The organism is Mariniflexile aquimaris (genome assembly GCF_042676825.1).
Classification (GTDB): domain Bacteria; phylum Bacteroidota; class Bacteroidia; order Flavobacteriales; family Flavobacteriaceae; genus Mariniflexile; species Mariniflexile aquimaris.
In genome coordinates, this window is the sequence record NZ_JBHTIB010000012.1 from 59,664 (window position 1) to 72,471 (window position 12,808).

At 33.3% G+C, this 12,808-nt stretch carries 9 protein-coding genes and 1 pseudogene; 4 read left to right on the top strand and 6 right to left on the bottom strand.

Going from position 1 to position 12,808, the window contains the following annotated elements; all coding sequences use genetic code 11:
• Positions 1–76: 76 nt before the first annotated feature.
• Entirely contained in the window at positions 77–1,099 is a 1,023-nt protein-coding gene (locus ACFQ0I_RS08315; protein ID WP_379941177.1) for a glycosyltransferase family 2 protein, read from the bottom strand.
• 89 nt (positions 1,100–1,188) lie between these two features.
• On the opposite strand from ACFQ0I_RS08315, the gene ACFQ0I_RS08320 reads away from it, so the two are divergent.
• A complete protein-coding gene (locus ACFQ0I_RS08320) occupies positions 1,189–3,081 on the top strand; it encodes a M61 family metallopeptidase (protein ID WP_379941179.1) in 1,893 nt (630 codons plus the stop codon).
• A 157-nt stretch (positions 3,082–3,238) separates the two neighbouring features.
• On the opposite strand, the gene ACFQ0I_RS08325 is transcribed toward ACFQ0I_RS08320, so the two are convergent.
• The 3 genes and pseudogenes from ACFQ0I_RS08325 to ACFQ0I_RS08335 form a co-directional block, all read right to left on the bottom strand.
• Positions 3,239–4,045, bottom strand: a complete 807-nt coding sequence (locus ACFQ0I_RS08325) for a TIGR02757 family protein (protein ID WP_379941180.1) — start codon at positions 4,043–4,045, stop codon at positions 3,239–3,241.
• Positions 4,014–4,499, bottom strand: coding sequence for a glycine zipper family protein (locus ACFQ0I_RS08330; RefSeq protein WP_379941182.1), 486 nt, complete (start codon positions 4,497–4,499; stop codon positions 4,014–4,016). Before ACFQ0I_RS08330 ends, ACFQ0I_RS08325 begins: the two co-directional genes overlap by 32 nt.
• Before the next feature lie 77 nt (positions 4,500–4,576).
• Positions 4,577–4,762: pseudogene (locus ACFQ0I_RS08335) on the bottom strand (DUF2400 family protein); the annotation flags it as partial.
• Between the two features lie 193 nt (positions 4,763–4,955).
• On the opposite strand from ACFQ0I_RS08335, the gene ACFQ0I_RS08340 reads away from it, so the two are divergent.
• On the top strand, positions 4,956–5,759 hold the full coding sequence (locus tag ACFQ0I_RS08340) for a hypothetical protein (protein WP_379941184.1): 804 nt from the start codon (positions 4,956–4,958) through the stop codon (positions 5,757–5,759).
• A gap of 290 nt (positions 5,760–6,049) precedes the next feature.
• Positions 6,050–8,764 carry a phosphoenolpyruvate carboxylase gene (locus ACFQ0I_RS08345; RefSeq protein ID WP_379941186.1) on the top strand — a complete coding sequence of 905 codons (2,715 nt, stop codon included), beginning with the start codon at positions 6,050–6,052 and terminating at the stop codon, positions 8,762–8,764.
• A 58-nt stretch (positions 8,765–8,822) separates the two neighbouring features.
• Here ACFQ0I_RS08345 and ACFQ0I_RS08350 read toward each other — a convergent pair whose 3' ends face one another.
• Both ACFQ0I_RS08350 and ACFQ0I_RS08355 read right to left on the bottom strand, forming a co-directional pair.
• Positions 8,823–9,485, bottom strand: coding sequence for an ABC transporter ATP-binding protein (locus ACFQ0I_RS08350; protein ID WP_379941187.1), 663 nt, complete (start codon positions 9,483–9,485; stop codon positions 8,823–8,825).
• 38 nt (positions 9,486–9,523) lie between these two features.
• Positions 9,524–11,959, bottom strand: a complete 2,436-nt coding sequence (locus ACFQ0I_RS08355) for a DUF5916 domain-containing protein (protein ID WP_379941189.1) — start codon at positions 11,957–11,959, stop codon at positions 9,524–9,526.
• Between the two features lie 212 nt (positions 11,960–12,171).
• Here ACFQ0I_RS08355 and folE point away from each other — a divergent pair, with 212 nt between their 5' ends.
• Positions 12,172–12,759, top strand: coding sequence for a GTP cyclohydrolase I FolE (gene folE, locus ACFQ0I_RS08360; protein WP_379941191.1), 588 nt, complete (start codon positions 12,172–12,174; stop codon positions 12,757–12,759).
• Positions 12,760–12,808 lie beyond the last annotated feature (49 nt).

The window sequence follows — 12,808 nt, forward strand, 5'->3', positions numbered from 1 at the left end:
TTTCAAAAATAAACATTTTTTTATCATTATTTTTCTTTTGATTGAAAATGAATCTATTTATACTAACAAACCGAAATTAACAAAAGAATAGATAATCTTCAACTGGTTTCATATTTATATTTTTTAAAAATGCTCGAATTTCTATTTGTGCTGTTTTATTAGCGACCGTTATTATACTTTGTGCATTCTTTATTTTAGAAAGCGCTTGAAACGCCTTTAATTCTTTACCATAAATAGCTTTTCCTATTTTTTTGGGGTTATCGCAAATCCATTCAAAAGGAATTTGCTTTTCTAACAATAGTTTCGCGATAATCTTCCCTTTAGTGCCTGCTCCCCAAATGGTTAATGTTTTGTTTTTATTGTAATCGATATTTAAAAAATGATTTATTTTCAATTCAGTAAAATGATTTTGCGCGTAATGCACATGGGTTCTCGAGGTTCTGGTATCGTAATCGCGCCATTTATGTAACATTATATCACATGGAATGCATTTTATGTTGTTTTTATAAAATCGGAATGTAAGGTCGTAATCTTCCGGGTAAATTTTGGGATTAAACCCATCACATGCTATAAAATCCGTTCTATAAACCATCCAACAAGGAGATGGTATAACGCATTCTTTATAAATTTCATTGTAGTTAGTGCCTGCTTTGGTTAAATTATTCAACCAGGTTTCATAACTTTTATACCCTTCTCCAACACCTGTTTCGCTAAAATATTCTACTAAACCAATGGCAACATGTTTTTCTCCAGCATTAATTAAATGTGTTACTAACACTTCTAATTTATTGGGGAGCATAATATCATCGCTATCCATTCTGGTAATAAAACGGCCTTTACTATGCTTAAAGGCTAATTGAAGCGCATCAATAATGCCGCTGCCTTTATTTTTAAAAAGTTGAATCCTGTTATCGGTTGCAGCAAATGTTTCAACTATTTTATAGCTGTCATCCGTAGAATGATCATCAACAATAAGTAGTTCCCAATTTGTATAGGATTGTTTCAGAATCGAGTTTATACAGTCTTCTAAATAAGCCGCTGTATTTTTAAAAGGCGTAATTATACTTATTAGCGATGGTTGCATACTGCGAATATACATATTTCATCTTTTTAACATAACCTTAAGAGCGGTATGTGTAACATATTGGTAAATTGGACGTCAATTAACAGAATCTAAAAAACTCATTAATGAATACTAAAACTTTAGCCGCTTTGTTTGCGGGTATTATTCTAGCAAGTTGTACCGCTACTAAAACTTCAAGTAACGATTTAGCTATTAACTTACCAATTGAAACGTCTATTAATTTATCGCAAGTAGAAAACGATAAAGCACCTGTAGTTATAAATCCAGGACGTTTTACTACCGAAACTGTAACATACCGGCTACCTAGAGTGATACAAGGAACGTATTCGGTGAGTGATTTTGGAAAATATATTGAAAATTTTAAAGCGATTGATTATAAAGGGAATGAAATGCCCGTTTTAAAAACCGATACGAATACTTGGACCATTAAAAATGCCAAACAATTAGACAAAATTACGTATTGGGTTAACGATACTTTTGATGTCGAAGAAGAAGGTGGCATAGGTAAAGAAGATCCGTTTTCGCCTGCAGGCACCAATATAGAACCTTCAAATTATGTACTTAATTTACATGGTTTTATTGGTTATTTCGATGTGTTAAAAAACAATCAGTATAAATTAGATGTTACAGCACCTGCAAGTTTTGTTCGTACATCTGCTTTGCAAACCGTAGGTTCTAAAGCAAGCGAAGATGGTAGCAGCATAACAACTAGTTATTTTGCTACACGTTATTTTGATATTACCGATAACCCGATGATGTATGGCGATTTAGATGTTGAAGAATTTGAAGTGGGCAACATTAAAATTGTTTTAAGTGTTTATTCTCCTAATAAAGTGCATTCTGCAAAGACTTTAAAAGAAACCGTTTATAAAATGATGGCTGCACAAAAAGCCTACCTTGGAGATATTAACTCTACCCCGCGCTACGATATTTACTTGTATTTATCTGAAGGAAAAGACGATTCTCCTAAAGGCATGGGCGCTTTAGAGCATCATACCTCTACCGTTGTGGTGTTACCAGAATCTATGGATGAAGAAGGTTTAGCCGAAAGTGTGGTAGAAGTTGTTTCTCATGAGTTTTTTCATATTGTAACGCCATTGAGTGTACATTCAGAAGATGTTCATTATTTCGATTATAATAATCCAACATTCTCAAAACATTTATGGATGTACGAAGGGGTTACAGAGTATTTTGCAAATCTGTTTCAAGTCAACCAAGGCTTAATAGACGAGAGCGAATTCTACAATAAAATGATGGAAAAAATTCAATATTCAAAAAATATGAATGACGCCATGAGTTTTACCGCCATGAGCGAGAATGTTTTAAAAGCACCATATAAAGACCAGTATTTAAATGTCTATCAAAAAGGCGCTTTAATTGGGATGTGCGTAGATATTTTAATGCGTGAAGAAAGCAATGGTAATCGAGGTATTTTGTCTTTAATGAAAGAACTTTCAAATAAATATGGAAAAAATAAACCTTTTGAAGACGATAAATTAATAGATGAAATTGTAGCCATGACCTATCCTTCGTTACGCGATTTTTTCGATAGTCACGTTATTGGCGATATTCCAATTAATTACAATAAGTTTTTTAACAAAGCAGGATTAGAAATAGGCGAAGGAAAAATTAAAACAAACTTTATTCAAAACGAAGGGAATTTAATAATTGGTGGCGACGGACAAAAAGGTACCATATTTTTCACCGATTTAGTTACCGATAACAGCTTTTGGGCAGAAAACGGGGTACAACCAAACGATATTATTAAAACTATAGATGGTACCGATTTAACAATGCTAAATGCCAATAAGGTTTTACAAGAAGTTTACATGTGGAAACCAGGCAGAGATGTAGAAGTAAAATTAGACCGAAACGGTAAAGAAATCGTTATTAAAACAAAAACCACACAATCGTACACTACAGGTGCTGGTATCTTAGAAAAAGCAGATGCAACACCTAAACAAATTGCTATCCGCGAAGCTTGGTTAAAAGCCTAAATTAAATTTACGATTTATTATAACCAATAACGATTGATGAACAATGTTCGTCAATCGTTTTTTTTTATTTTTTTATGGCGTTACCCAAGGGTCGCGCTTTCCGCTATATCTTTTTCTCGTGCCTCAAAAAAGGATGCCGCTGCAATCGCTAACGCACTCAAAATCCTTCAAACACGCCTAAACCAAACAGGGCAAAATCATATTTCACAGGGTCGTTAGGGTCAAGTTTTCTTAAAGCAGTATCTAATTCTAATAATGCTTTAGCATCATTTTGTTTACGTTTTAGCAACCCAAGTTTTCTAGCCACATTGCCAGAATGCACATCTAAGGGGCAAGACAGTTGCGTAGGCGAGAGGCTGTTCCAAATTCCAAAATCAACACCAGAATTATCAGTTCTCACCATCCATCTTAAAAACATGTTTATGCGTTTGGCTGCCGAATTTTTTAATGGGTCGCTAATGTGCTTTTGGGTTCTTTGTAAATGCTCAACTTCAAAAAAAGTGTTTTTAAATTGAGATATTGTTGTTTGTAGCGAACTAGTTTCAGCATGTTTAGCAAAAACAGTTTCCAGTCCGTTATGGTTTAAATAAATATGTTTTAGAGATTTTATAAACTGAATGGCATCATCGCCATTAAATGTTCTGTGCACAAAAGGGTGTAGCTTATCTAAATCGGTAGATTCATGATTCATTATAAAATCATAAGGCGAATTATCAAGTAGTTTCATCAAGCGTTTGGCATTATTAATAATGCTTTTTCTGTTTCCCCAGGCAATGGTAGCTGTTAAAAACCCCGATATTTCAATATCTTCTTTCAGAGTAAATTGATGCGGAATTTGTATGGGGTCACTTTCAATAAACTTCGGGTTGTTGTATTGCTCTACTTTTTGGTCTAACAATTCTTTAATACTCAAATCTACATATCCTTTACGTTTATGGGTTTCCTCTTTTATTCTTTTCGTCATTTTCTCTATATTCCAATATGACAGGTTTTGTGTAGATACTTTTTTGTTGTTTAGAATTTTTTATTAATTCTTCTTTTAAATCACTATAAGAATTAATCTTACTTTTTTTATGGGTATTCTTCTCGTTTTCAGTTTTATTTACTTTGTCTTTAGCAAAAGTGCTTAAAAATGATTCTTTTAAATTTTCGGGTATTTCAAAAGATGATTTACAAGAGGGACATTTTGGTTTGTCAAATTTATTTCCGAAATCTTTACCGAATATACTTCCTAATATAGCACCTGGAATTGTCCCTGCAATTGCTCCAAGTGGGCCTCCGGCAATACCTACTTTAGCACCCAAGAAAGCTCCAGATAATGCACCACCAGTTCCACCCGCTATTTTTCCAATAAAATTTGGAGAATGAGAAAATTTATTTCCACAGGTAGGACAAAATAATTTAATAGTCTGATTCATTTTTTATTTTATTAATAATATAAAAATACTGATTAATAGTTAAAAGAAAATTAGTTTTCTAAAAATCATTATGTAAAACTATTTTTTATAATGCTTTTTCTGTTTCCCCAGGCAATGGTAGCTGTTAAAAACCCCGATATTTCAATATCTTCTTTCAGTGTAAATTGATGAGGAATTTGTATGGGGTCACTTTCAATAAACTTCGGGTTGTTGTATTGCTCTACTTTAGCCTCTAGAAATTCTTTAAGTTCTGTTTTGTTCAATGTAAGCTGATTTTAATAATCAAAAGTAAGTTTATTTTTAATAATGCTATGTCAATTTTAGATGTACATCGAGTTATTTTCGTATAAAAATAACCGATAAACGGTAATTTTATACGTTAATCGATTAATTTTAATAACTAATCTATAACAATTTCAATTTTTTAACGTTATTTAGCAGATAAACAAATGTATTATGAGAAAAATTATAATTCCAATTATCGCACTTTTTTTTATAAGTTGTGAAGATGATTTAACAAAAACTGTCGATTCGGCAACTGCAATCGAAGCGTTAACCGAATATGCTACCATTAACAAAGTATTTCAAGACGTTGGTAATAATAGTGGCGACGGAGTTTTAAGCGCAGAAAACACCACTACTGGTAAAATGTATGGTACTAAAAACAATGGACCAATAATTACAATCGCGCCATTCGATTTAACAACATTTCCTAAAGAGATAACAATCGATTATGGCACTGGTATATTATGTGAAGATGGTATTACCCGCAAAGGAATCATTAATATCAGGTCAACAAATTGGTACGGTGTAGAAGGTAGTGAACATACAACAACGTTTACCAATTTCTATCATAACGATTATAAAGTAGAAGGCACACATTTCACTAAAAATTTGGGTGAAAATTCAGAAGGCTTTTTAGAATATAGCGTTATTATCGAAAATGGAAAAATTACCACTAAAGAAGGTAAAACTATTACTTTTAAAGAGAATACTACAAGAACATGGGTAGCTGGATTTAACACCCCATTTAATATTTGGGATGATGAATATAAGTTAGATGGTACCCAATCTGGAGTAAGTTCTAAGGGTGTGGAATATAGCTTAACTATCGAAGAATCGCTTCATTTTGTACTACTGCCAAGAAGTATAAAATCGGGTATCCTAGATATTGATGTTGCTAATTTAAAAGATATTAAAATTAATTATACCACATCTACAATTACCATATTAGGAGTTACTTTTCCATTTGATGTTTAGTACAATATAATTTAAAAGTTAATTTTAAAAAAAGGACTGGTTGCCACGTGTAACAAGTCCTTTTTTTATTTAGTAAGATTGAAAAAATCGGTTTTTTAATCTTACTTTCTTCAATTTAAAATACTGCTTTACGAAATATTTTTGTTACTGAAACTAATTTTTGTCACCCAAAGTTTTGGTTAAAATCAATTATTTCGCATAAATTTAAATCGAATTTATTATTACATGTTTCAAGCAACATATCAGATGTTGGTAAGGAAACATATTTAACAACTATACAGAGAGAATTAATGAAAGAAAAAGTGAAAACCAACGAATTTCAAAAAATTATTGATGATAGAAGTTTTATACTATCGTGTTATGAAGACATGTTAAAGCGTATAAATGAGCATGAAACTTTAAAGCTATTGCAATTAAATAATTTTTCTGAAGAGGAAATTAAAAAGCTCGCCGTTTCAGACGAAAAAAAGATACAAACCTTAGGAATCTATTTTCAGCTAATTAACTTGGTTGAAGAAAATGCCGCAACACAATATCGCAGACAATTAGAAAACCAAGAAGATGTGTCGGCAATTCGTGGTTCATGGGGCGAGACTCTAAAGATTTGGAAAAATCAAGGGTTGAGCGAAGACCAAATGGTAAACATTATTTCCAAGGTAAATGTCATGCCCGTTTTAACCGCGCATCCCACAGAGGCAAAACGAGTTTCTATAGTCGAGTTGCACAGAGAATTATATTTACTTTTGGTACAGAAAGAAAATACTTCCTTAGCAAAAACCGAGCAATATGCTATTCGCGAAAAAATTATCAACCTATTAGAACGCTGGTGGAGAACGGGAGAGATTTATCTTGAAAAACCAGATATAACCTCAGAACGCGATAATATTGTGTACTATCTGAGTCATATGTTTCCAGTTGTGGTTGAAAAAAGCGACCAGCAATTAAAAAATTCATGGGTTGCTATGGGTTTCGATTTGGAAAAATTGAGTTTACCCGAACAATTTCCACAATATAACTTTGGTAGTTGGGTAGGTGGCGATCGCGATGGGCATCCGTTTGTAACACCGAGTATTACACAAGATACGCTGTTAATACATCGTAAAAAAGCCCTAGAAATTATTCACGCCAAATTGGTAACATTAGCATCACGCTTAACATTGTCTGCTATTAGTAATCCTGTGCCTTATGTATTAACTGAAGCGGTTAATAAACTGGCCAAAGCCCTTGGTTTAGCTGGAGAACATGCATTAAAGCGAAATCCCTACGAACCATGGCGTCAATATATAAGTCTGTTAGTCATTAAATTAGAACATACCATTGCGCAAAATGATAGTGATTCTAATTCTTACTACAGATCGAGTAAGTTTTTACAAGACGATTTGAAATTCATTAGAAATGTCTTAATTGAAAATGGAGCCAAAGGTATTGCGGCAGATTTGGTATTTCCGGTAGAACGCGCAGTGCAGTGTTTTGGCTTTCATCTTGCCAAATTAGATATACGTCAGAATAGTACATTTTATGAAAAAGCTGTTGCTCAAATTTTAAGTAAGTCTGGATTTGAAAAATATGATTTTGATAAATGGGATGAAAAATCGAGAGTTGAGTTTTTAACTAAAGAGTTGAAAAATCCAGCGCCTATTAGCGATATTACGATTTCTTATGGTAATGAAGCCGACAATGTGTTAGATTGTTTTAGAGTTTTAAGGCAGCATATTAATTTATTTGGCACCGATGGTATTGGGTCTTTAATTGTAAGTATGACACGCAGTTTAAGCGATTTATTGGTCGTTTATTTATTAATGCGCGAAACACAATTACTCAACACCAATTTACGAGTTACTCCACTATTCGAAACCATTCCCGATTTAGAGTCTGGCGATACCATTTTAGAAGCATTTTTAAATCATCCTGTTACAATTAGCAGAAATAAATTAGTATCCAACACCCAAGAAGTCATGCTTGGATATAGCGATAGTAATAAAGATGGAGGTACTTTGGCAAGTAAATGGAATCTTTATAAAGCTGAAGAGCGTTTAAGTAAAGTAGGTGAGAAGTACAATGTAACGGTTTTCTTTTTCCATGGTCGAGGAGGTACTATAAGTAGAGGTGGTGGCAAGTATCATCGTTTTCTTGAAAGTATGCCACAAAACACCGTTAATGGTCAAATTAAATTAACAATTCAAGGAGAATCTATTGCGCAGCAATTTGGAAATCCACTTACAGCCACCTACAATTTAAATATGTTAACATCTGGGGTGGCGCGTCAAACTATGCCAGCTCCTGCGAATTTAAAAACTGAAAAATATCCTGCCGAAATTTTAGATGAGGTTACCGAAGCATCATTAAAGTATTATAAAATGATGATTGAAGATCCCGATTTTATACATTTTTTCAGTACGGTTACATCTATAGATGTATTAGAAAATAGTAAAATTGGTTCGCGTCCCGCAAGACGAACAGGACAAAGAACCTTAAACGATTTACGCGCTATTCCATGGGTGTTTAGCTGGAATCTGTCTCGATTTACATTAACGGGCTGGTATGGTGTTGGTCAAGCTTTAAAGGAACTTAAAACCGAAAAACCTTCAAAATTTAACGAGCTAAAACAGTTTATTGAAAAGTGGCCATTCTTGAAATTTTTATTTATTCAAATAGAAACCAATTTAATACTTGCAAATTCAGACCTCATGAAGCGCTATGCAGCGATGGAACCTGATACCAGTATTCGGAAAAAGCTTTTAGACATGATTCTGAAAGATTTTGAAGAAGGCATTGCAACTATTGAAGAGTTACTCGGAGAACCGGTAGAAGTTAGAAGATTAGGGCAAATAGATAATTTAAAACGTAGAGAAAAAGAGTTACAGGTGCTGCATGAACTTCATATAAAATATTTGAAGGAATGGCGTGAAATAAAAGATACCAACTCTGTTGATGGCGATAAATTATTAACCAGACTGTTATCTATAATTAACTCGCTTTCTGGCGGATTAAAGAATACTGGTTAAAAACAAAACACCCTTATTTTAAATAAAACATTATTAATTAGCTCGATAATATATTGGGCTAATTAATAATTTTACCATCTACCATAACCAATTTTCTATCTGCTAAATTGGCAAGTTCTTCGTTGTGGGTTACAATAACGAATGTTTGACCGAACTCATTACGAAGTTTAAAAAACAAGCTGTGTAAATTTTCGGCAGATTCGCTATCTAAATTTCCTGAAGGTTCATCGGCAAAAATTAAATCCGGGTTATTAATTAACGCTCTAGCCACGGCCACACGTTGTTGTTCACCACCCGAAAGTTCATTGGGCTTATGGTTATAACGGTGCGATAATCCTAAAAAGTCTAAAAGTTCTTTAGCGCGTTTTTCGGCTTCACTTTTTTTAGTGCCTTTTATAAAAGCAGGTAAGCACACATTTTCTAAGGCCGTAAATTCAGGTAATAATTGGTGAAATTGAAAAATAAATCCAATATGTTCATTTCTGAATTTTGCTAAAGCTTTATCGTTTAGTCCATTAATTTTACTATCGTTTATCGTGAGTTGGTAAGGTTCATTATTTGAAGCACTATCTAAGGTGCCTAAAATCTGTAGCAAGGTTGTTTTACCAGCTCCAGAAGCACCTACAATAGAAATAACTTCGCCCTTTTTTACCTCGATATCTACACCTTTTAAAACGTGTAAATCTTTATAATATTTATGGATATTTTTTGCTTGAATCATGCTCACAATTTAGCACTTTAAGTGATTACTGGCAATATTCAGGAGTTTTTCTTATTGAAAATATTTTTAACACTGTTGTAGTCGATATAATACTGTATTCGTAATGAAAATGTATGCTGAATGGGTTGATTAAATAAGGTGTCCAAACTTTGGCTATAAGAATCTGTAGAGTTATTGTCATAATTAAATAACTGATTTCTATATAATGCCGTTATAAAACTACCTGGAGCAAATTGCCATGAATAGCTGAGATCTAAATTCCATGTGTTAAAATTTACATTCGGATTATATTCTAAATCGCTTAAAGTATAGCCAGAATCCCCATTTAAGGCTCCGTTTTCTTCTAAAGAAAATAAATTGTTTTTATAATCTACCAACGACCAGTAGTTTCTAAACGTTAAAGACAAACTGTGAAACGAACTAAAGGTGTAATTTCCAGAAATGGCGTTTATCATTGTTTTTCTGTGTCTTTCACCAAAAATGATTGTTTCATCTTTATTGGCTGTAAATCCAATATCATTAAATTCTTTGTTATAACTAAAAGAATAGTTAGCAGAAAATTTACCATTAAATCTAATTCTTGGGTCTATTCCAAACCAATATTCGCTTGTGTTTCTATTAGGGTCGAAGTAGGTGGCGCCACCTAAATTGCAATCAATAGCAAATGTTTTGTTGTAATTAGAAGAATACCAGATGTTTGAATCCAAACCATTTTCATAAACAAAAAAACGACCAGGAGTTCTGGGTTCAAAATAATCATACTGCTTGCCTGCTGCAAAGTTTAAGTTAGCACCATACGAATTAATTTTTCTAGTCGTTGCGTTGTAGTTAAACCCAAAATTGTTACCCGTATAGACCGATGGATCTGCTAATCTGGTATAATTATAATAAAAGCTTACATAATAACTGTTTAGTTTTTTTATGGGCTCGAAAATTTGATACGACATATCTACGCCAAAATTGTTGTAATTATTTCTGTAAATCAGTCCTAAATCGTTTATGTCATATTTGGTGTCGGCATAACTATGGTCAAAACTATATCTAAATTTACCATGAGATTTTCTGGCCAAAAAGAATGAGCTGAAACCTGTTGAGGTGCCATCTTCTAAATTAAGATAACTCATTTTAGATTCACCATAAAGATTATATGTGTTTCTTTTGTTGGAAAGATCAAAAACAAGTCCGGTTACGTTAGCATCTCTAAAATTTCCAGACCTAGTAACATTGGTATTAATAAGACTAACCGACGAATTTTTTTTAAACTGTTGGTCTAAAACCAAAATGCTATAATTAGCTAATGGTTCTACAATTTGCTCCTTTATTTCATTGGTTTCAGTATGTCGAATACTAGCTTTTGTTTCTTCGGTGACGGCATTAAAAACACCAATTCCGAGGCCATTTTTTGTTCGTCCAGATAATTTTAAAGCATTTAAAACTTTTACCGTATTCGGATAGTATTTTAGTTCTTCGTTATCCTTTAAATCTACTTTGCCAATCGGACTATTTCCTACCCGTCTTGAAAAGAATAAATCGCCTTTACTAAATAAATCGACACCTTCTGTAAAGAATTGTCGTTGTTCTGAATACGTTTGCTCAAAGGGTCCAAGGTTTAACTCTAAATTATCGAAACCGGCTTGACTAAAATCGGGAACCAAAGTGGCGTCTATCGTAAAATTTTCGGTAATGCCATATTTAACATCTAAGCCGAAATTTAAATCGGTATCGGTATTGTTATCATAAAAATTCACTAAACCAGAAGTAAAGGGATAAAAACTTAATCGGATAGGTGCTTTAACATTCTCAATACCTATTAGTTCGCCATGATATAAGCCTATATTACCCTTTGTTCTGTCTATAGGATTCCAGGTATATTGAGAGCGGTCTCTTCTAAAATGTCTGTGGAATTGAACGCCCCAAGTTTGTACATTCTGGTTAGAAAAGCGTAAGGCACTATAAGGAATTTTAATTTCTACAATCCAACCGTCGCTTACAATTTTCACGTTGCTTTCCCATACGGCATTCCAACCAAAATCTTCACCAATACTGGGGTTAGCAATGGCATCGGCTTGCGTTCCCGATGGGAAAATGAAAAATTCGGTATCGTTTTGTGCATCATTATTTGGGTTTAGAACTATGCCAAAAAAATCTGATTGTCCAAAATTATCTCGTGTAGTTATCTGATTCATAATTTTAGACGCATCGTCATATAAATAAGCCCCGAAATAAATAGCATCATCATCATACGTTACTTTTACAATCGATTTGATGCCTACGGTGTCTTTAATACCCATTTCAGGTCTGAATTGCGTAAAATCTTTGGCTTCGTTGGCTGATAACCAAGCGTCGTCATTTAAAATGCCATCTATTTTTGGAGGCGTGGTGGTTTTTTGTATTTGAAGTGATTTTTTTTCTTGAGCCAGTATTGATGAGATACTAAAAAGCACAAAAAGAAACATTTTGATGATTGGTTTCATTGATTTTTTTGATTGATGCGTTTTAATCTGTGCTATTTAAGACGATAAAAAGCTAAACTTGTTACAGTTAAATAGTACAAAAATAAAGACCATTTAAAGGTAGTCTATAAAGTTTAAACTTAAAAATATTTTGTAGTTGTTAATGTTAAGTGTTGATTCTGTTAATTGATAGCAAAAAATAATGCTTACTTTTATAGAATAAAACATAAACAATGTCTAGTAAAAATTTTGAAGAATATAACTTTCGCGTTACCGAGGAAGTTAAAAAACGATACGAAAGCATTATTGGTGATCTGGGTGAAAATACGAAGCGAGAAGGATTATTAAAAACGCCAGAACGTGCTGCCAAGGCGATGCAGTTTTTAACTCAGGGCTATCAACAAGACCCGGTTAAAATTCTAAAAAGCGCCATGTTCGCAGAGAGTTATAACGAAATGGTAATTGTAAAGGATATTGAATTGTATTCGCTTTGCGAGCACCATATGTTGCCATTTTTTGGGAAAGCACACATTGCATATATTCCTAATGGCCACATTGTAGGATTGAGTAAATTACCAAGAGTTGTAGACGTTTTTGCAAGACGCTTACAGGTTCAAGAACGTCTTACCGAACAAATTTTAGATTGTATCAATGATACCTTAAAACCGCAAGGGGTTGCTGTTGTAATAGAAGCGTCGCATATGTGTATGATGATGCGTGGTGTTCAAAAACAAAACTCGATTACGACTACCTCGGGATTTAGAGGTCAGTTTGAAAAAAATGAAACCCGTAACGAATTTTTAAAACTTATAGGGAAGTAGTTTTTGGTATGTTTCTTGTAATGTGTTAGATATCAACACATAAATTAAT